Raw genomic sequence first — 20,480 nt, 5'->3', positions numbered from 1 at the left:
GCCTGGGCCGCGACGCCCGCCGCGACCCGCGCGACGATCGCCGCCGACACCCGCCGGGCCGCGCGCAAGATCAACGCCGACGTCGGACCCGCCGACCGGGTCGGCCGCTGGTCGCCCACGCGCGTGGACCTGCCGACGTGGGCGATCAACGCCGCCGTGCTGCCCACGGGCGAGGTCGCCTACTGGGGTCGCGGCGCCCTGGCCACCGGCGCGAACGGCACCCGCGAGAACGCCGCGCCGTTCTACACCTGGGACCCGGAGACCGGCCGGTCCACCCGCCACGACCTGCCGCCGGAGACGATCGACCTCGACGGCGACGGCTCCGCCGACGACATCGCCCCGGCCCCGATCTTCTGCTCCGGCCAGTCGCTGCTGCCGACCGGCGAGCTGTTCGTCGCCGGGGGCAACGCGTTCTACCCCGAGTACGGCGCGCAGAGCGGTGGCGGGCACGCGGACTTCGGCGGCTGGGCCGGCACCTACTCCTACGACCCGTGGGCGAGGCGCTGGACCCGCCAGCCGCGGATGCGCCACGGCCGGTGGTATCCGTCCCAGCAGGCGCTCCCCGACGGACGGACCGTGATCGCCGCCGGCTACGACGAGGCCGGGGGCGGGCGGAACAACGACGACCTCGAGGTCTTCACGCCCGGGCGGGCCCGCGGCCAGGTCGGCACGATCGCGGCGTCCCCCGCGGACGCGCGCCGGACCGAGAGCTTCTACCCGCACATGCAGACGCTGCCCGACGGCAAGGTCGCCTACGTCGGCCACTACCGCCGCGACACGCGGATCCTCGACCCGTCGCGGCTGTTCGGCGCGGGTGCGTGGACCGACGGGCCGTACACGCGGTCCAACCAGCGCTCCGGGGGCAGCGCGGCGCTGCTGCCGGGGACGAGCCGGATGATGACCCTCGGCGGCTACGGCGCCGACTGGGACGACCCCGCGTCCGCCGACCGGGCGGTCGACCCGGCGACGGCCTCCGCCGAGTCGGTCGACCTGACCAGCGGCGACCGGCAGTGGACCGCCGACGGCTCGGACCCGGTCCCCGACCTCGACCGCCCGCGGTCCTACGGGCAGCTCGTCGGACTCCCCGACGGCGGCTTCGCCTACGTCGGCGGCGCTGCCGGCTTCCGGCGCGCGAACGGCCTGGCGGGCAACAACGCGACGGAGGGGCAGCAGGAGCTGAAGTCGGTCGCGCTGTGGAAGCCGGGCGAGTCCGGCTGGCGCACCGGCCCGGCGCAGGCGAAGTGGCGCAGCTACCACTCGACCGCCGTCCTGCTGCCCGACGGCCGCGTCCTGTCCGCCGGTGACGACTACTGGAACTTCGCCGACGTCCCGGCGCAGGGCCGGGCTCCCGCGGGGCGCCCCCAGGACCAGGGCGAGATCTACGAGCCCGCCTACCTCTTCGACGGCGACGCCCGTGCGCCCCGGCCGACCGTCACGGCGGGCCCGTCCGCCGTGCGCTTCGGCGCACCGTTCGGGGTCGGGGTCGACGAGGTCGCCGGCCGCCGCATCACCCGCGCGACGCTCGTCGCCCCGGACGCCGTGACCCACGCGACGAACATGAACCGCGCGTTCGCCGAGCTGCCCCTGGACCGGGTCGCCGGCGAGGGCGTGAACGTCCTCGCACCGACCGGGCGGGGCCTCTCGGCGGGCTGGTACATGCTGTTCCTCTGGGACGCCGCGGGCACGCCGGCGGAGGCCCGCTGGGTCCAGCTGCGCGGCGACGCCCCGGACGCTCCGCTGCTCGGGACGACGGGGTGGCCGGGTGGCGCGACCGGCGGGAACGGCGATGGCGGGAGCGGTGGGTCCGGCGGCGGGAACGGTGCCGGCGGTGGCACCGGGAACGGCGGGGACGACGGCGACCGGGGCGCGGGGACGAGCTCCGGGCCCGTGCCGGACCCGGGCGCTCCCGCGCCGTCGTCGGCGATCCGCGACCGACGCGCTCCGCGAGCGGTCGTGGCGTCGCCGCGGCCGTCGCGCCGGGCCGGGGTCGTCCGCCTGCGGGTCGGTGCCGACGAGCCGGGCCGGGTCGTCGTCCGTGTCCGCGCCCTGGGCCGCGAGCAGCGCCGCACGCTCCGCCTGACGTTCCGCCGCCTGAGCGGCACGGTGACCGTCCGCCTGGACACCCGGGCCCGGCGCGTCCTGCGCGCCGGTCGACCGCTCCGCCTCCGGGTCCGGGCCACGGCGACCGACGCGGCGGGCAACGCGGCGACCCGGACGACGGTCCTGCGCCTGCGGCCGACGCGGCGGTGACGCGCCGGGTCGGTCCCCGACCCCGCCCCGTGGCGGGTCGGGGTGCGGCTCCGGCCCAGCTCAGCCCAGGTCGTCCCCGAGCGCCCGCCGCACCGACGCCACCTGGTCGAAGAGCGCCGCGCGGACGGCGGTCGTGCGCGGCAGCGGTCCGTCGCCCTCGAGGTGGCGCTGCATGACCGAGACGCTGATCAGCGTGCGCTCGGGGACGAGCCACCGGCGGTAGGCGGCGGCGTCGGGGTCGCCCAGGATCTCGATCGTCGCCTCGAGCGCCTTGTGGCCCATGCGGTGCTGCGCCGCGACCGCCTGCTCCAGCCACGTCCAGTAGTCGCGCATGGCCCGCACCTCGTCCGGGCCGCCGACGGGCCCGTGGCCGGGCACGATCGTCCCGGCGTCCAGGGCGAGGATCGCGTTGAGCGCGGCGATCCAGCTGTCGACGGGGCCGGCCCACATCACCGGGGTGACGCCGACGAACAGCAGGTCGGCCGCGTAGAGGACACCGGCGTCGGGGACGTGGACGATGAGGTCGCCGACCGTGTGCGCGGGACCGAGCATCCGCAGCTCCAGCGCACGACCGCCGACCTCCTCCGTCGCGGAGCCGTGGAAGCTGTCGTCGGGCAGGCGGAGGTCGACGTGGCGGAAATCGAACGGCTCGAGCATGCCGCGCACGTAGCGGCCCATCTCCCCCGCCCGCCCGGGCAGCCGGCCCGACAGGCCGGTCAGCCGCCGCAGCCGGGCCATCCCCCGCGGCGTCTCCTCCTCGTCCATCGCGGTGCGCGCCTCGCTCGAGGTGGTGATCCGCGCGTCCGCGGGCAGCTCGGCGTTGCCCCACCAGTGGTCGCCGTCGGCGTGCGTGTTGATCGCCAGCCGGACGGGGGCGTCGGCGGTCGGTCCGGCCATCGCGGCGAGCATCTCGCGGCAGCGCCGCTGGTCCCAGAGCGTGTCGATGACCGCGGACGCGCCATCCCCGACGACGAGGCCCGCGTTGGCCTCCCCCCACCCCCCGTCGGGCTGGATCCAGGCCCACGTGCCGGACCCCAGCGGACGCAGGCCGCCCTCGAACGCGGAGGGGGCGCCGGCGAGCGTGGTGTGCATCCGTCGGACGCTATCCGGGACGGCCTTCGATGTCGTCGGCCCGTCGGTACTGGGGATCCGTCTTGCACTCCTGTCTTGCACTCCCGGCGATATGTGCCATGCTCCCTCCCGTAAGTGCTGGGCCATCCGGTCCGGCGAAGCAGTGCCAGCGTTCGCAGTCGTTGCATCAGCACCCTCCGCGCCGTTGCACAACACAACACCCCACGGAGGGACATCACATGGCCACAGGCACCGTTAAGTGGTTCAACGAGGAGAAGGGCTTCGGGTTCATCACGCCCGATGAGGCCGGCAAGGATCTCTTCGTCCACCACTCGGCCATCAACGGCACGGGCTTCAAGACCCTGGCCGAGGGCGCGAAGGTCTCCTTCGACGCCGAGACCGGCCCCAAGGGCCCCAACGCCACGAACGTCGACGTCATCTAAGACGCCCGACTTCGTTCCGTCTGGCGCTCGCGCCTGACGGACAGCAGGATCAGAAGGCCCGCCATTCGGCGGGCCTTCTGCGTTCGGTGGGGCGGGGCATGACGACTCGGGCGGAGCGCAGGCCCGACATGCGTCGGCCGCCACTCGACGGGTGCCGCGGGCGCGAGTGGCGGATCACGCACGCCCTACATGCATCCGACGCCACTTCGCGAGAGCCGCGCGCTGGAATGGCGGATGGTGCACGTCCACGGCGACTCCGACGCCGGAATGTGCGGCCTCACGGCACGAACCTGCGTCGGGGGCCCGAGCCCGGGCGGCGACGCAGCGACGCGCGGCCCCACGGCACGAACCCGCGTCGAAGACCCGAACCCGCCCGGCGACGCAGCGACGTGCCGCCCCACGGCACGAACCTGCGTCGGTGGCCCGAGCCCGGCCGACCGCCCCGCACCACGGGGTCGCCCTGCCCACCGACGCCGATCCGCATGCGCCCGCCGACGTGAGATCGCCCGCACGGCCGGGGATCCCGACCGCCTAGCATCGACGGATGGCCCGCTCCATCGCCGCCCAGGCCCTCGTCCCCCGCTTCCGGCGCGCCGCCGGGGCGACCGACGACCACGTCGTGGTCCCCGAGCCGCCCGTCGCGCTGCCGCCCGGCCGCCTGCTGCACGTGCCCGGCCGCGGCGAGTTCTTCGTGCGGGACACCGGGCCCGCCGAGGGCGGGACCGACGCCGGCACGGTCCTGCTGCTGCACGGCTGGATGTTCGCGGCGGACCTCAACTGGTTCACGACGTACGACGACCTGCACGCCGCCGGGTACCGCGTGATCGCGATGGACCTCCGCGGCCACGGTCGCGGGCTGCGCACGCCCGAGCCGTTCCGCCTGCAGGACTGCGCGGACGACGCGGCGGCGGTGCTCGAGGCGCTCGACGCGGGCCCGGCGATCGTCGTCGGCTACTCGCTCGGCGGCGCCGTCACGCAGCTCGTCGCGCGCCACCACCCCGGGATCGTCACCGGGATCGTGCTGTGCGCCACCGCGAACGACTGGTCCGAGCGCCGCCTGCGGCTGCTCTGGAGCGGCATGTCGGGGCTGCGGCTGCTGCTCGGCCTCTCGCCCGAGGGGATCTGGCGCCGCGTGATGGTCCTCATGGGCGAGGAGGGCGGCCGCGGCACGGACTGGCAGGCCGCCGAGCTCGGCCGCGGCTCGTCCGTGTCGATCGCCGAGGCCGGCCGCGAGCTCGGCCGCTTCGACGCCCGTCCCTGGAACGGCTCGCTGACCGTCCCCTCCGCCGTCGTCGTCACCCGCGACGACACGACCGTCCCGCCGCGCAAGCAGCACGCGCTCGCGAAGAGCCTGGGCGCCCCGACCTTCGAGGCCCCCGGCACCCACGGCGCGGTGACGATGCTCCCCGAGAGCTTCAATCCCGTGCTGCTGAAGGCCCTGTCGACGGTCGCCGCGGCGGCCGAGCGTCGCGAGGCCGCCACGGCCTGACCGAGGGCGGCCTGACCGAGGGCGGCCCGAGCGCCACGGCCGGACCGCCACGGCCCGACCGGAGGCGGCCCGCCCCGACCGCCCCGCCCCCTCAGCCCGTCGCCACCGCGCCCGCGAGGCCGGTGCGGTGGGCCACCGCGGCCGCCTCGGTGCGGCTGCGGACCCCGAGCTTCGCCAGGATCCGCGAGACGTGGACGCTCGCGGTCTTCTCGGCCATGAACAGGGCCGCACCGACCTCGCGGTTCGTCGCCCCGCCCGCCACGAGCGCGAGCACCTGGCGTTCGCGTGGGGTCAGCCCGAAGGGATCGTCGGAGGGCGCGTCGGCCGCCGGACGGTCCGGGGCCGGCATCCGCAGCCGCGCCCGGGCGACGAGCCCGCGCAGCTCGGCGGCGAGCCACCGGGACCCGAGGCGCTCCGCGACCGCCAGCGCCGTCGCGGCCGAGGTGGCCGCGGCCTCGCGGTGCCCGGCGTCCGCCTCGATCTCCGCCGCCCGCCACAGCGCGCACGCCTCCGCGTAGGGGTACTCGAGCGCGCGCCAGGCGTCCGCGACCGCGTGCCAGTCCTCCGGCGAGCCCGTCCCGCGGGCGCACGCCAGCTCCGCCCGGGCGACCAGGCGGCTCGCGTCCTCGACCGGTCCGCCCGTCGTGGCCGCCGCCTCCACCCGCTCGGCCATCGACTCGGCGCGCGCGATCGCCGGGGCGTCGTCCTCCCGTCGGTCGCCGGCCGCCCGCGCGGCGTGCGCGGCCACCCGGACGCCCCAGCAGGCGACGTGGACGATGCGCCCGGTGTCCTCCGTGCAGAACTCGATCCGCTCGAGCGCGGTCCCGATCGCCGACCACGCCGCGTCGTGGTCACCGGCCCGCAGCTCGAGCGCCGCCCGGGCGACGCCGATCGGGCCGTGGAACTGGGGCTCGTCGCCGCCGTCGGCCAGCGGCTCGGCCTCGTCGAGCAACGCGCGGGCGAGCTCCTCGTCCCCGCGGCCCAGGGCCAGCTCCGCCCGCCGCAGCGTGACGTTCAGGCGGCCGTTGTCCCACATCCAGCGGTCGGTCGGGGCCAGGAACGCGTCGGCGGCGTCCCAGTCGCCCAGCGCGAGGGCGCACTCGGACATCGCCGCCTCGATCCACGCCCGCGAGTGCGTCCGCGGCCGCGTCAGGTCACGGGCGTCGCCGAGGACGTCGAGCGCCTGCCGGGTCCGGCCGGCCATGTGCATGACCTCGGCGAGGTTGACGTACGCGCTGGAGCGCCGGACCTCGCGGCCCTCGAGGTCCGCCAGGTCGATCGCCCGGCGCAGCTCGCGGGCCCCACCGTCCGGGTCGCCCGTGCCGGCCAGGGAGATCCCGAGCGCGTTGCGGGCGAAGAACTCCGCGACCGGGTCCTGGTTCTCCGACGCCAACATCAGCACCTGGCGGGCGACGTCGACGGCCTCGCGGTAGCGCCCCTGGAGCATCCGGGTCTTCGCCCACCACCCCAGCAGCCGCGCGCGCTCCACGCCGCGGTCGTGCTCGAGCAGCGCGAGTCCCCGTCGGGCGGTCTGGAGCGCGACCTCCGCCCGCATCTGCGCCCACTGCACCTGCGCCAGCCGGCCGAGGGCGCGGGCGGCCAGGCGCGGGTCCTCGGCCTCGTCGATCTCGCCGATCGCGAGCTCGAGCAGCGCCTCGGCCCGTGGCAGGAACCCCACGCTCTCGTGCGCGCGGGACGTTCGCAGGACGATCTCGACGTGCGACGCCCCGGCGCGCTGCTCGGCGTCGGGGACGCGCGGCCACAGGCCGAGGGCGCGCTCGAGCAGGTCGGCCTCCTCGCCGTGGGCGCGGACCCGCTCCGCGGTGGCCGCCGCCCGGACCGCGGCACGGAGCGCCTGCGGCTGGCAGTCGGCCTCCTGGAAGTGGTGCGCCGCGGCGCTGATCGCGTCGACGTCGTCGCCGATCTGCGCCACGCGCCGCTCGAGCGCCTCGGCCAGCAGCCGGTGCAGGTGGGTCCGCTCGCCCGGCAGCAGGTCGTCCTCGACGACCTCGCGCAGCAGGGCGTGCCGGAACGCGTAGCGCTCCTCGTCGTCGACCACCAGGACGTGCGCGGCGACCGCCTCGCGCAACGCGGGGTGCAGCTCGCCCGCGTCCACCGCGGAGACGTCGGCGAGCAGGTCGTGGCCCAGGCGCTGGCCGACGGCCAGGATCCGCAGCAGCTCCTGGGCGGTCTCGGACAGTCGCTCGATCCGCAGCATCAGCGCGTCGCGGAGCGTCGGCGGCAGCGCGCCGCGCCCGTCGAGGTCGGCGGCTAGGAGCTCTTCGCTGAACAGCGGGTTGCCCTCCGCCCGCGCCCACAGCCGGCCGACGAGCGCGTCGTCCGCCGGGCCGCCGAGGATCTCGCCCAGCAGCTCGCCGAGCTCGTCGCGGTGCAGGGGCCGCAGCTCGATGCGCCGGGACCGCGACTCGCGCTCGACCTCGGCCAGCAGCGGGCGCAGCGGGTGGCGACGGTGCAGCTCGTCGGGCCGGTAGGTCGCGACGACGAGGACGCGCTCGTCGCACAGCGACCGCGAGAGGAACGACAGGAACGCCCGCGTCGAGGTGTCCGCCCAGTGCAGGTCCTCGACGCTCAGGACGAGCGGGCGGTCGTCGGCGAGCGCGGCGACGACCGCGAGCAGGGCCTCGAAGAGCCGGGCCTGGTCGGCGTCGGGGCCGGGCGTGCCGGTGACCGGCGGCGCCGCGGCCGGGGCCAGGCCCGGGACGATCCGCCCGAGCTCCACGCGGGTGGCCTCCGGCAGCGCCGCCAGGACGGGATCGCCGTCGCGCGCGAGCGGCCGCAGCGCGGCGGCCAGCGGGGCGTAGGGGAACTCGCCGGAGCCGAGGCGGATGCAGTCGCCGCCGATGACGCGGGCACCGGCGGGCCCGCCGTCCGTGCGGGCGGCGTGCTCGAACTCCGCGAGCAGCCGGCTCTTGCCGACGCCGCTCTCGCCCGCGACGAGCAGCAGGGAGGGCCGGCCGGCCGCCGCGTCACGCAGCGCGGCGTGCAGCTCCGCGAGCTCGCCGGTGCGCCCCACGAGGCGCGCGCTGCTCACGCGGGAGGCCATGCCCGGAGTATGCCGTGCCCCGGGGAGCGCCCCGGTGGAGGACGCGGAGCCCGGCGTCGACCCACCCGCCGGCGCGGCCGGGGGCGTGCGCGGCGACGTCGGCGCGGGTGGCGACGGCCGCGGCGCGGTCGAGGTCCTGGTTGCGGGTGGAGACGAGGTGCTGGGTGAGGAGCGAGCCGGACACGAGGGGTTCCCGTCGGTCGAGGTGGTCACGGTCTCCAGCGTGGACCACCTCGGCGCCGTACACATCGGGCGATCGGTGCCTCCTGCGGGGTTCGACCCCTTACCTCGACGGGCCCCGCGACCGGGCACCCCTTACCGTCGCCGGGAGGTGCCTCAGCACCACCTGCCGCCGGACGGCGGTCCGCGACGCCGGGCGCCCCGGCCCCGCGGCCCGTCCGGCGCTCAGCCCCGCCGCGTCACGCCCGTCTGGGCCGCGTCGCCGGCGAGCTCCCGGGCGACGGCCTCCGTCAGGGCGACCGCGCGGGCGATCGTGTCGTAGTCGAGGTTCTCCGGGACGTCGGTGACCAGGTGGTAGTGCGGCATCGCCTTCGCGCGGTCGAACGAGACGAGGCACGCCGTCGGGTAGCCCGCGCGGGACGGGACCACCGCGTCGGTGCTCGACCGGGCGCGCATGCCGCGACGGATCGGCAGGCCGTCGCGCCACGCGACGCGCTCGATCAGGTCGCGGAAGGAGCGCCAGGAGTAGTCCTCCATCACGACGGGGCCCTCGCCCTCGATCGACACGAGCTCGGGCGAGCCGATCGTGTCGAGGTTGAGGAACCAGGTCGTCTCGCGGTCCAGGCGCGGGAACCACGACTCGGCGAAGGAGTGGATGCCGCCCTGGATGACCTCCTCGGCGCCGCAGGAGACGAGGAGGACGCGGACGCCGACCCCGTCGCCGCGGTCCTCGGCGTCGCGCAGCCGCTCCGCGAGCCCGACCAGCGCCGCGACCGCGGAGAGGTTGTCGTTGGCACCGGCGACGATCGGCGAGCGCGCGATGTCGGCCATCGCCGCGACGCTGCCGGCGCTCATCGCGGCCCCGAACAGGCCCAGCCCGCGACGGCGCAGCCCGGCGCCGAGCGCGGCGAGCACGGGGCCGCCGACGACCGGCCACCAGACGGGCACCGCCGTGTCGGCGCGCTCGAACAGGCCCGGGAGCTTCTCGTGCGCCAGGCGCTGCAGGGACTGGTCGAAGATCGCGCCCGACGGCGCAGCGTCGTGGTGGGCCATGACGACGAGCGTGCGCTCGGCGTCCCGGTCGCCGGCCTCGGCGACGACGTTCCAGGTCGGGGTCGGGCGACGCGCCGCGCGGCGGGCGATCCGCGGCCCGTTCGAGACGTCGTCGACGATCGCGGCGGCCGCCAGCGCGCCGGCCACCATCGCCAGACGCCGACCTGCACGGGTCTGTCCGACCACCCCGGCGGCCGCGCCGATCGCGGCGAGCCCGCCGATCAGCGGCGCGTAGCCGTCGAGGAACGTCGCGTCCTCCACGTGCGCGGGGGCGCCCGCGCGCGTCAGGCGCTCCGCGATCCAGTCCGCCGCGCGGTGCTCGTCGGCGGACCCGGCGCGCCGCACGAGCGGCGCCAGCGTCTCGACGACCTCGCGCAGGACCGCCCGGTCGACCCCCGCCGCGGCGCTCACGTCGCGACCGGCAGTCCGGCGACGAGCGCGGCCCGCTCCTCGTCGTCGATCGGCCGCGACCCGCGGCGCTCCGGATCCCACGCCACGAGCACGGTCGTGCCCTGCGCGACGACGGTGCCGTCGAGCTTCACGACCCGCGAGCCGATCCGCAGGCTCTTGGCGCCGACGTGCTCGATCCAGGCCTCCGCCGCGACCTCGCGGTCCTCCAGGCGGACCTCGTGCAGGTGGTCCAGCTCGACGCGCGCGAGGACGTAGTCCACGACGCCCGTGCCGAGCAGCTCGAGGACCACCGCCGTCCGTGCCTCCTCGATGAACACGTGGTAGAGCGACTGGTTCAGGTGCCCCAGCGTGTCCATGTCGCGGTTGCGCAACAGGATCGGGACCCGCGTCACGTGGCCACGGTCGGTCGTCATGCCCGCGACGGTAGCGGGCGGGGTCGGAGGTCGCGATCCGCACTCCGGGGCACCGCGCGGGACGTGGCGCCTTCGAGGTCGGACGAGCGGTAGCGCGCCGCTCCCCGACCTCGCGCCACGGGGCGAACGACGTCGTGTCGCGGTCCCGTGCCCGGGGCGTCGACGGTCCCGTCGCGGGGGCGCCGCGCGCCGCCGATCCGCCCCGCGCCGCGATCCCCGACCTGCACGCGGGGCCGTGGGGGTGCGCTACCGTCTCTGGACCCGCGGGCCCCCTGCGTCCGCGCGGGCGTCCTGCGCCCCGCCCCGACCCGGCCGCTCCGACGGCCGCCGCCCGGTCCCCGAGGCCACCCGCCATGAGCGCCCCGTCCGACCTCCGCCCGCCCCGCCCCGGCACGCAGTTCGCGCTGCGGATCCTGCTGGCGTGCGTGATCGTCCTGACCGTCGCGGGCGTCGCCGTCGCCACGACGATCAAGCGCGAGTCGGACCTCATCGTCAACGCGCTCCCCGAGGAGACGGTGGCGACGAAGAAGGCCAAGGAGGCCCTCGACGACGTCGACCCCGGCAAGCCGCAGACGATGCTGCTCGTCGGCGACGACGCGCGCAAGGGCGAGGCCAGCGGCCAGCGGTCCGACACGATGATCCTCGTCCGCCTCGACAGCAACGCGAAGGTCACGTCGATGCTGTCGCTGCCGCGCGACCTGATCGTCGCCGGCGGATCGAACGTCCGCCTGAACGCCGCGTTCGCCGGCGGCCCGGACAAGCTCATCGACCGCCTCAAGGAGCTGCTCTCCACGCCGGAGGAGACGTTCGAGATCCACCACTACGTCTCGATCCGCTTCACCGCGTTCTCCGCCGCCGTCAACGCGTTCGGCTGCTTCTACACCGACGTCGACCGCCGCTACTTCAACGACAACAACCCGCCGGTCGGCGACACCCAGCCGTACGCCTCGATCGACGTCAAGGCCGGCTACCAGCGGCTCTGCGGCGAGGACTCGCTGGACTACGTCCGCTTCCGCCACCTCGACAACGACGTCGTGCGCGAGGCCCGCCAGCAGCACTACCTGTCCGAGGCCCGCGGGCAGATCGCCACGTCGAAGCTCATCTTCGAGGGCAACAAGCTCGCCAAGACGATCCTGAAGTTCGTCGACACCGACATCCGCACCTCGCGCGGCCTGCTCGGCGTCGTCAAGCTCGGTCTGGGCGTGGTCGGCAACCCGACCAAGCGGATCCAGCTCGACACGACCGACACGAACGAGGGCGCGCTGCAGACCACGCCCGCCGGCCTGGCCAAGGCCGCCCGGCAGTTCCTGCACCCCGGCTCGCCGCGCAAGGTCAAGGCCTCCGACAACGACGCCGAGCCCTCCCGGACCTCGAGCGGCCGCAAGCGCCGCTCCAAGACGCCCAAGACCCCCGCCACGCTCGGCGACGGCCTGGCCGCCGCCAAGACCAACGTCGCCAACAGCGGCATCGCACGCGACTTCACCGCCGCGCCGATCTACGTCCCCAAGCTCGTCCAGAACGGTGCGGTCTACCGCGACAACGACTCCCGCGGGTACGAGATCGCCTCCGCCGGCGGCCGGGCGTTCCCGTGGCAGGGCTACCGCCTGGTCGTCGCGGTCGACGGCCAGCGCGGCGGCATCGGCCAGTACTACGGCATCCAGGGCACGTCCTGGAAGGACCCGCCGGTGCTCGACATGACCACGGACGAGGTCCGGCTGGCCGGGCGCACGTTCCGCATCGAGTACGACGGCGCGCGCATCCGTCGCCTGGTGTGGAAGACGCCCAACGGCACCTACTGGGTCAACAACAGCCTGAAGAACAGCCTCACCAACAGCGAGATGCGGGCCATCGCCCGCAGCCTCACGCCGTACCGCGCGGGCTGAGCGGGCGCCGGTCGGGCGCCCTCGCCCTCGCGGGGTCGCCGACCGGCCGTGAACGACGCCCTGCACCCGGCGCCCCCGTCCTCCGCGTCGGGCATGCTCCGGTCCGTGCGGCGTGTGGCCCTCCTCCTCGTCGTGCTCGTCCTGGGCCCGGTCCTCTCCGGCTGCGGCGGCGGCTCGGCCACCGCCCAGGCGGGCTCCGGGCCCGACGGCGAGGACGCGCCCACGGTCCAGCGCACGCCGCTGCAGGGCGTCAACGGCCCGCCGTCGGTCGCCCCGCTCGCGGTCCCGCTGAAGCTCCAGGCCGCCGCCCCCGAGTTCGCCGCGCCCGGCTTCGTCAACCCGCTGCGCAAGCAGCCGCGCGCCGGGCTGGTCGCCGACCTCGACACCGGCAAGGTGCTGTGGGCGCACTCCGCCACCCGCTCGCTGCCGATCGCCAGCGTCACGAAGCTCATGACCGCGCTGGTGGTCGACGGCAACAGCCGCCCGACCGAGCGCGTGCGGATCTCCCGCAAGGCGGTCGCCGCGCAGGGCTCGCGCGTCGGGCTGCTCCCGCTCTACAAGAAGGTCCAGCTCGAGACGATGCAGTACGGCCTGCTGCTGGCCTCGGGCAACGACGCCGCGGTCGCCCTGGCCGAGCACGTCGGCGGGACCGTCGAGAACTTCGTGGCGATGATGAACGCCCAGGCCCGTGCGCTCGGCCTGACGTGCACGACGTTCGCCTCGCCCAGCGGCTTCGAGGAGACCCGGACGCAGCGCGAGGCGAAGAACCGGTCGTGCGCCACCGACCTGGCGGTCCTGGGCCGCGCGGTCCTCGACCAGCCGCGGCTGGCGAAGATCGTCGGCACGAACCAGGCGGTCCGGCCGTTCCCGATCAAGGGCCGCAAGCTCTTCCTCCAGAACCACAACCCGCTGCTGAAGCAGGGGTTCCCCGGCACGATCGGCCTGAAGACGGGCTTCACGAACGCCGCCGGCAAGACGTTCGTCGGCGCGGTCTCGCGCGGCGGCCACCGCCTCGTCGTCGTCCTGCTGAACACGCCGGACATCCCCCGGCAGGCCGAGGCGCTGCTGAACCGCGGGTTCCGGGCGCTCGGCGTGCGGGCGCGCTGAGACCCGCCCGCAGCCGCCCGAGGTTGCGTCCTGCAACCATCGACGGGTGAGCGCAGCGCCAGCAGCCCCCGACCCCGCCGCCGACCTCTCCCCCGCCCCGGGCGAGCGGATGGACCGCCGGCTGGTCGTCCTGCTCGCCGTGACCTGCGGCGTGGCGGTGACCAACCTCTACGTCGCCCAGCCGCTGCTGGACACGATCGCGCGAGCGTTCGGCGTCGGCGAGTCGACCGCCGGGCTGCTCGTCACCGCGGGCCAGGTCGGCTACGTGCTGGGCCTCGCGTTCCTCGTGCCGCTCGGCGACCTGCTCGAGCGGCGGCGGTTGGTCGTCGGCCTGCTCGTCGTCGCCGCGGCCGCCCAGGTGGTCAGCACCGTCGCGCCGAGCTTCGCCGTCCTGGCCGCGTCGCTGGCCGCGGTCGGCGTGGCCTCGGCGGTCGCCCAGGTCGTCGTCCCGCTCGCGTCGTCGATGGCCGGCGAGGAGGAGCGCGGCCGCATCGTCGGGACCGTGATGAGCGGCCTGCTCGTCGGCATCCTGCTGGCCCGCACCCTGTCGGGCCTGCTCTCCGAGCTCGGGGGCTTCCGGCTCGTCTTCGCCGTCGCCGCCGGCACGATGCTCGTCCTCGCCGCGGTGCTCTGGCGGTTCCTGCCCGTCGCCCCGCCGCCCGTCGGCCCCGACCACGGCGTGGCCGGCCGCGTGCGCTACCGCCGCCTGCTGCGATCGGTCCTCGCGCTGATCCGCGAGGAGCCGGAGCTGCGCCGGCGGATGTGGCTGGGCGCGACCGGCATGGCGATCTTCAGCGTGCTGTGGACCGCGGTGGCGTTCCTCCTCGCCCGCGAGCCCTACGGCTACGGCGACGGCGTCATCGGCCTGTTCGGGCTCGCCGGCCTGGCGGGCGCCCTGATGGCCCCGGTCGCGGGACGGATCAGCGACGCCGGGCACGGTCGCGCGGCCACGACCGGGGCCCTCGTCACGCTGCTCCTCTCGTGGGTCCTGCTCGACCTGGGCGGCACGAGCGTCGTGGCGCTCGTCCTGGGCATCGTCGTCCTCGACTTCGCCGTCCAGGGCCTGCAGATCACGAACCAGAGCACGATCTACGCCCTGCGCCCCGACGCCCGCAGCCGCATCACGACGGCGTACATGGTCGCCTACTTCCTCGGCGGCGTCACGGGCTCGACCGCCTCGTCGGCCGTCTGGGGCGCCGGCGGGTGGGACGCGGTCTGCGTCCTGGGCGGCGCGATCGCGGCCGTCGGCCTGGCGTCGTGGATCTGGTTCGGGTGGACGGCGCGGCGGACGGGGGCGGTGGCGCTCGACCGGGGGTGAACGTCGGCCGGGTGGCGCCCGCCAGGTGGCGCCCGGTGGGGCGATCGCAAACGAATCGCCCCATCCGAGCCGGCGGGGCGTACGGTGCACGCATGAAACGGCACCTGACCTACTCCAACATCGTCGCCACGCTGGCCCTGCTGCTCGCCCTCGGCGGGGGCACCGCGTACGCGGCGTCCGTCATCACCAGCAAGAACATCAAGGACGGCACGATCCAGACGAAGGACCTCGCGAAGAAGACCCGCTCAGCCCTGAAGGGCGCCAAGGGCTCGGCGGGGGCCGCCGGGGCGCCCGGCACGCCCGGGGCGAAGGGCGAGACCGGGCCGTCCGGAGCCGCGGGCCCCGCGGGGGCCAAGGGCGACACGGGCGCCAAGGGCGACACCGGCGTCGCCGGCGCACCGGCGGTCATCGCGCGGAAGGTCCTGACGGGCAACACCTCGCAGACCGACACGGCCATCACGAACTCGAACTTCAAGAAGGTCAAGGACTTCGGGACCTTCACGAAGACGTCGGCGACCTCCGTCGTCCGACTGACGAGCGGCACCGTCGTCAGCCAGTCGGGGGGCGCGAGCTTCTGCTCCTTCCAGCTGCGGGTCGACGACCTGGCCTCCGGCGGGGGCACCGGCTTCGACGGGTTCGACGCCACGACCACCGCGACCACGGCCGAGTCGGCGACGATCGAGTCGCTCTTCGCGGGCGTGCCGACCGGCGACCACACGGTCTCCCTCTGGGTCCGGGGCGCCGGCGGCGCAGGCACGTGCACCCAGAACACCGGCACGTTCGACCGCCGGACGATCGTGGAGGAGCAGAGCTAGCCCCTCCGAGCCCCGTGGTCCCGGCCGGATCGCGGGGAGCCGGGCACCGCGCCGTTCCCGGCCGGGAACGGCGCGGCACTCAGCCGAGCAGCCCCTCGGCCCTGAGCCACTCCTCGGTGCGCGCCATGCCCTCGTCCAGGTCGACCACCGGGGCGTAGCCGAGCAGGCTGCGGGCCTTCTCGATCGAGTAGGTGCCGGTGCGGGCGAAGTACCGCATCGAGATCGCGTTGACCTCGGTGCGACGGCCGCGGGCCCGGCCCGCCCGGTCGGCGGCCGCGGCGAGGCCGACCGCCACGGGCGTGGGCAGCCCGAGGGGGCCCTTGCGGCCGAGCATCCGGTAGAGGTGGCCGAAGTACTCGTCGCACCGCACGCCGCGCGGTCCCGCGATCGTGAAGACCTGGCCGGCGGCGTCGGGATGGGTCGTCGTCAGGACCAGACCGGCGACGAGGTCGTCGACGTAGACCGGGCTGTGGATGCCCCTGCCCATCGCGGGGAGCAGGAACTGCCGGGCGCGGATGGCCTCGAGCGGCAGCAGCACCCACGGCCGCGAGCCGGGGCCGTAGACGTCTCCGGGCCGGACGACGACGGTCTCGATCTCGCCGGCGGCGTGGGCCTGCAGGACGACCTGCTCCGACGCGATCTTCGTGTCGACGTACGGGTTGCCGTCGGGGCGGACGGGGTGGTCCTCGGTGACGCCGTCGGGGAACCCGAGGTCCGAGAACGCCCGGATCGACGACAGGTGGACGATGCGCCGCACCCCGGCGTCGCGCGCGGCCTCGACGACCCGCCGCGTGCCGAGCACGTTGACCCGCCACTGCTCGTCGACCTCGACGGCGTTCGAGACCACCGCGGCGGTGTGCAGGACGACGTCGCAGCCCTGCAGGGCGGCGGCCCAGGGCCCGGGGTCGGTCGTGTCGCCGGCGACGACGCCACGGGCCGGGTCCGCCTCGCGGTCGACGCCGACGACCTCGATCCCGTCGGCGGTCAGCCGGTCGGCGACCGCGCGCCCGATGAAGCCGAGCGCCCCGGTGATCAGCACGCGGCGGACGGGAGGCGCGGCGGGGTCAGGCATCGAGGTCCTCGGTCGGGGTGGTCGGGGTGGGGGTGGTCCCGGGGGAGCGGTCGTCCACCGGCGACGGGACGGCCACCGCGGTGGGTGCCGCAGGGGCCGTCGGCCGCGGGTTGTCCCTCGCCCACGCCCGCTGGCGCCGGTGGGCGAGCCAGACGATGCCGCGCAGGCCACGCGCCGACAAGCCCGGCGTCGCGGCGTAGAACCGGGCGGCCAGACCGCGGCGGCGGGGGATCGAGCGCACCGGGCTCGGGCGGTCGAGCAGCTCGACGGCCGCGGCGGCGACGTCGTCGGGCTGCAGCATCGTGCCCGACCACGACGGCCAGGCGTCCGGGTCGTCGACGTGGTCGAAGAGCATCGGCGTCCAGATGCCGTCGGGGCACAGCGCGCTGATCCGCACGCCCCGCTCGCGGCGCCGGGCAAGGTCGAGCTGCGTGCCGACGGAGAACGCCAGGGCCGCGTGCTTCGTCGCGCCGTAGATCGTCTCGTCGGGCGCGGGCACCAGGCCGGCGAGCGAGACGACGTTGATCACGTGCCCGCGGCGGGCGGGCCGGAAGACCTCCAGCGCGGCGGTGGTCCCGTTGATCAGGCCGTGGACGTTGACGTCGAACAGCCGCCTCCGGGTGGCCTCGTCCGTCGACCAGCCCGGGCCGGTGGCGAGGATCCCCGCGTTGTTGACCCAGACCACCAGGTCGGGCGTGTCGGCGACGAGGGCGCGGCACGCCTGCGCGTCGGTGACGTCCAGGCGGCGGGCCGTCCCGCCGGTGGCCGCGGCGGTGCGCTCGGCGCCCGGCAGGTCGATGTCCGCGGCGACGACGTGCAGCCCGCGGGCGGCCAGCCGCGCGGCGATTGCGGCACCCAGCCCCGCCCCCGCGCCGGTGACGACCGCGGTGCCCGACGTCGGACCGGGCCGGCGACCGATCACGCCGACGCCCCGGTGGGAGCCCCGCCGACGTGCCCGCCGGCCGGGGCCGGGGCGACCCGGGCCACCGTGGCGATCACGCCGACGTCCCGGCGAGCGACCGCACGCGTCGCGCGACCCGCTGCACCCGCCGCAGCGGGCCCACGGCCTCCGCCGCCGCGGGCCCGAGACGCCGCTCGCGGGCCAGGAGCCGCAGGTAGTCGTGGAAGTCGACCTGGATCGTGTGGCGCTTGGACGAGAGGTACTGGCGGTTCATCGCGGCCTCCTCGTCGGCGATCGCCCGGCGCATGGCCTCGGGCGACGGGAGCGTCGTCTCGCCCGTCAGCAGCGCGGCGATCCACTGCGACTGCGCCTCGGCCAGCGGCATGACCGCCCCGATCGGCTGCAGCAGGCCGACGAAGAACAGCCCCGGCCGGTCGGGTGCGACGACGCGCCGGTAGAGCGGCACGTGGTTGTCGGCCGTCGGGACGACCGACTCCGCCAGGAACGGGAACGAGATGCGGTAGCCCGTGCAGTAGACGACGAGGTCGAGCTCCTCCTCGGTGCCGTCGACGAACCGCACCGTCCGGCCGCCGACGAACGCCTCGATGTTCGGCTTGACCCCGATGTCGCCGTGGCCGATCCGACCGAGCAGCTCGGACGAGATCGTCGGGTGGGCCGCGAGGATCTTGTGGTCGGGCTCCTGCAGGCCGTAGTCGGTCATCCGGCCGACGGTCAGGCGCAGCAGGAAGCCGGCGCTCACCCGCTGGACCGCCAGCGGCACGTGGACCTTCGACGCCAGGCTGCCCTGCAGCTCGTCCATCGGCGTCCCGAAGACGTACTTCGGGATGACGTAGGCGCTGCGGCGCATCGCCAGGAACGTCCGCTCGGCGATCCGCGAGGACTCCACGGCGATGTCGGTGGCCGAGTTGCCGATCCCCAGGACGAGCACCCGCTTGCCGCGCAGGGTGTCGGCGGTGTCGTAGGTGTGGGCGTGGACCTGCTCGCCGGCGAAGTCGTCCTGCCCCGGGAAGCCCGGCTCGGGCCAGCGGGCGTCCCAGTGGTGGCCGTTGGCGACCACCACGGCGCGGTAGCGGGTCGTCGACTCGGGTCCCGCGGGCGCGGGCGGCTCCGGGACGCCGGTGTCGTCGTCGGGGGCGACGGGGGCGACCGGCCGCGTCGTCACGTCCCACGAGCCGTCGCCGACGGGCTCGACGCGGAGGACCTCGGTGGCGAAGCGGATGTGCTCGCGCAGGCCGAAGTGCTCGACGTAGTCGTCGAAGTACGCGGCGATCTGGAAGTGCGACGGGAAGTCCGGCAGGTCGTCGGGCATCGGGAACTCGCGGAACTCCATGACCCGCCGCGAGGTGTTGATGTGCAGCGACCGGTACGCCGCGGACTGCCCGTTGTCGTTGCGGTAGCGCCAGTTGCCGCCGACCTGGGTGCCCTTCTCGAAGCAGTCGTAGGGGATGCCCTTCGCGCCCAGCGACTGACAGGCGGCGATGCCGGAGGACCCCGCGCCGATGACGCAGACGCGGTCGACGGTCGTCGCCGGGCTCATGCCGAGACCCCGCGGGAGGTCGTGGTGGCGGCGCCGGCGGTGGCGGCCGTGGCGGCGCCGGCCACCCCGTCGACCTCGTAGGTCACGCCGAAGTCGGCGAGCGCGTCGAGCGTGCGGCGCGCGTCGAACGCCTGGGCGGGGGCGAGGCCGCCGCGGGCGGTGACCGCGCCCGAGCCGAGCGCCTGCGCGGCGTCGGAGATCGTGCGCGCGGTCAGGCCGTAGATGTCGGGGCCGCGCACGACGCCGGTGCTCGAGCCGCCGTCCTCGGCGGTCGCGGTGACGAGGATCGTCCAGCGCACGGCGCGGCGCTCGTCCTCCGGCGGGCCCTCGGGGAGCCGCTCGATCGCGCGGTCGATGAGGCCCTTGAGCGGCGTGCGCAGCAGCCGGGCGACGACGGGGGTGGCGTACGGGACGAGCGGGGCGGCCGGCCCGGGGGCGATCGACACGGTCGAGATGCGTGCGGCGATCGTCCGGACGTCGAGGTGCTTCGGGGCCGTCACGACCTCGCCGGCGGGGTAGCGCCCGACGGTCCGGCGACCGATCGGGGCGGGGAACTCGACCGAGGCGCGCAGCGGCTTCGTGCCGCCGGGCTTCAGCGCCCCGTCCTCGTAGACGACGTCGCGGCCGTCGAGCATCTCGAGCGCCGAGCGCTGCGTCCCGCGCGTCATCCCGAAGCCCTCCACGTGGTAGGCCACGTCGAGCCGCCGCAGCGGACCCAGGGGCGCCCCGACGACGTTGCAGAGCAGGTCCCCGGGGAGGTAGTCGAAGCCCATGCCGGGCACGGCGGCGACGTCGGCGGCCCGCAGCTCGGCGTCGTGCTCGCCCAGCACCCGGGCGATCCAGTCCTGCTCGCCGGTCGTGTCGACGTAGTGGGCGCCCGCGGCCGCGGCGGCGCGCAGGACGGCGGTCCCGGTGCGTGCGAACGGCCCGGCGCAGTTGACGACGACGGACCCGCGGCCCGCGGCGCCCTGCAATGCGGCGTGGTCGTCGATCGGGGCCTCGACGATCGCCTCGACCCCGTCGGGGAGCGTCGCGGCGACGGCCCGGAGGCGCTCGGCGCTGCGCCCTGCGAGGACGAGCGGCACGCTGCGCGCCGCCAGCTCGGCGACGACGAGCTTGCCGGTGTACCCCGTGGCGCCGTAGACCACGACGGTGGGCTGCGGGGTGCTCATGAACGATCGCTCCGGCGGGGCATGGCCGCACCCTACGTCCGGTTCGGGGGTCAGCGCTGTGGTCGGACCACAGCGGACCTCCGCAGACCGGCGTCCGGGGACGGTCGACGGGGGCCGGCGGACCGCGCGAAGCCCGTCGCCACGGCGATCCGCCACGGCGGACCCACGGATCGTCGGCGTGGACCCCGGACGGTCGTCCCGCGGGACATCCGTCCGTCGCGCCCGTCGTCCATGCGCGCCGTCGGCCCGCTCCGTCACCATCGACGCCGACGCGCCGGTC

Annotated in this window: 15 protein-coding genes; 7 read left to right on the top strand and 8 right to left on the bottom strand. The window is 75.7% G+C overall.

What is annotated here, in order from left to right:
• On the top strand, positions 1–2,250 hold a 2,250-nt coding region (locus tag Q7T67_RS19360; RefSeq protein ID WP_304793761.1), incomplete at its 5' end, for a glyoxal oxidase.
• A 60-nt stretch (positions 2,251–2,310) separates the two neighbouring features.
• Here Q7T67_RS19360 and Q7T67_RS19355 read toward each other — a convergent pair.
• Positions 2,311–3,342, bottom strand: a complete 1,032-nt coding sequence (locus Q7T67_RS19355) for an MBL fold metallo-hydrolase (protein ID WP_304793758.1) — start codon at positions 3,340–3,342, stop codon at positions 2,311–2,313.
• A gap of 218 nt (positions 3,343–3,560) precedes the next feature.
• On the opposite strand from Q7T67_RS19355, the gene Q7T67_RS19350 reads away from it, so the two are divergent.
• The gene (locus tag Q7T67_RS19350; protein WP_026910419.1) at positions 3,561–3,764 is read left to right on the top strand and encodes a cold-shock protein; all 204 of its coding nucleotides are present in this window, start codon (positions 3,561–3,563) and stop codon (positions 3,762–3,764) included.
• Between the two features lie 544 nt (positions 3,765–4,308).
• The gene (locus Q7T67_RS19345; protein ID WP_304793752.1) at positions 4,309–5,253 is read left to right on the top strand and encodes an alpha/beta fold hydrolase; all 945 of its coding nucleotides are present in this window, start codon (positions 4,309–4,311) and stop codon (positions 5,251–5,253) included.
• Positions 5,254–5,344: 91 nt separating this feature from the next.
• On the opposite strand, the gene Q7T67_RS19340 is transcribed toward Q7T67_RS19345, so the two are convergent.
• From Q7T67_RS19340 to Q7T67_RS19330, 3 genes are all read right to left on the bottom strand, one after another.
• A complete protein-coding gene (locus Q7T67_RS19340; RefSeq protein WP_304793749.1) occupies positions 5,345–8,317 on the bottom strand; it encodes a helix-turn-helix transcriptional regulator in 2,973 nt (990 codons plus the stop codon).
• Positions 8,318–8,722: 405 nt separating this feature from the next.
• Positions 8,723–9,961, bottom strand: a complete 1,239-nt coding sequence (locus Q7T67_RS19335; RefSeq protein ID WP_304793747.1) for a M28 family peptidase — start codon at positions 9,959–9,961, stop codon at positions 8,723–8,725.
• Positions 9,958–10,374, bottom strand: a complete 417-nt coding sequence (locus Q7T67_RS19330) for a thioesterase family protein (protein WP_304793744.1) — start codon at positions 10,372–10,374, stop codon at positions 9,958–9,960. The genes Q7T67_RS19335 and Q7T67_RS19330 overlap by 4 nt, the downstream gene beginning before the upstream one ends.
• A 353-nt stretch (positions 10,375–10,727) precedes the next feature.
• On the opposite strand from Q7T67_RS19330, the gene Q7T67_RS19325 reads away from it, so the two are divergent.
• The 4 genes from Q7T67_RS19325 to Q7T67_RS19310 all read left to right on the top strand — a co-directional run bounded on the left by Q7T67_RS19325 (position 10,728) and on the right by Q7T67_RS19310 (position 15,497).
• Entirely contained in the window at positions 10,728–12,257 is a 1,530-nt protein-coding gene (locus tag Q7T67_RS19325) for an LCP family protein (RefSeq protein WP_304793741.1), read from the top strand.
• A gap of 105 nt (positions 12,258–12,362) precedes the next feature.
• Positions 12,363–13,364 (top strand): D-alanyl-D-alanine carboxypeptidase family protein, encoded by a 1,002-nt coding sequence (locus tag Q7T67_RS19320; RefSeq protein WP_304793738.1) that lies wholly within the window; start codon positions 12,363–12,365, stop codon positions 13,362–13,364.
• A gap of 46 nt (positions 13,365–13,410) precedes the next feature.
• Positions 13,411–14,682, top strand: coding sequence for an MFS transporter (locus tag Q7T67_RS19315; protein ID WP_304793735.1), 1,272 nt, complete (start codon positions 13,411–13,413; stop codon positions 14,680–14,682).
• Positions 14,683–14,774: 92 nt separating this feature from the next.
• The gene (locus Q7T67_RS19310; protein WP_304793733.1) at positions 14,775–15,497 is read left to right on the top strand and encodes a hypothetical protein; all 723 of its coding nucleotides are present in this window, start codon (positions 14,775–14,777) and stop codon (positions 15,495–15,497) included.
• A gap of 79 nt (positions 15,498–15,576) precedes the next feature.
• Here Q7T67_RS19310 and Q7T67_RS19305 read toward each other — a convergent pair whose 3' ends face one another.
• The 4 genes from Q7T67_RS19305 to Q7T67_RS19290 all read right to left on the bottom strand — a co-directional run bounded on the left by Q7T67_RS19305 (position 15,577) and on the right by Q7T67_RS19290 (position 20,200).
• Positions 15,577–16,569, bottom strand: coding sequence for an NAD(P)-dependent oxidoreductase (locus Q7T67_RS19305; RefSeq protein WP_304793730.1), 993 nt, complete (start codon positions 16,567–16,569; stop codon positions 15,577–15,579).
• On the bottom strand, positions 16,562–17,491 hold the full coding sequence (locus Q7T67_RS19300; RefSeq protein WP_304793726.1) for an SDR family oxidoreductase: 930 nt from the start codon (positions 17,489–17,491) through the stop codon (positions 16,562–16,564). Before Q7T67_RS19300 ends, Q7T67_RS19305 begins: the two co-directional genes overlap by 8 nt.
• Positions 17,492–17,564: 73 nt before the next feature.
• On the bottom strand, positions 17,565–19,028 hold the full coding sequence (locus Q7T67_RS19295) for an NAD(P)/FAD-dependent oxidoreductase (protein ID WP_304793723.1): 1,464 nt from the start codon (positions 19,026–19,028) through the stop codon (positions 17,565–17,567).
• Positions 19,025–20,200, bottom strand: a complete 1,176-nt coding sequence (locus tag Q7T67_RS19290; protein ID WP_304793720.1) for a trans-acting enoyl reductase family protein — start codon at positions 20,198–20,200, stop codon at positions 19,025–19,027. Before Q7T67_RS19290 ends, Q7T67_RS19295 begins: the two co-directional genes overlap by 4 nt.
• Positions 20,201–20,480 lie beyond the last annotated feature (280 nt).

It is taken from the genome of Patulibacter sp., assembly GCF_030655195.1.
Lineage (GTDB): Bacteria > Actinomycetota > Thermoleophilia > Solirubrobacterales > Solirubrobacteraceae > Patulibacter.
This window is presented reverse-complemented; position numbering and strand designations above follow the sequence as displayed.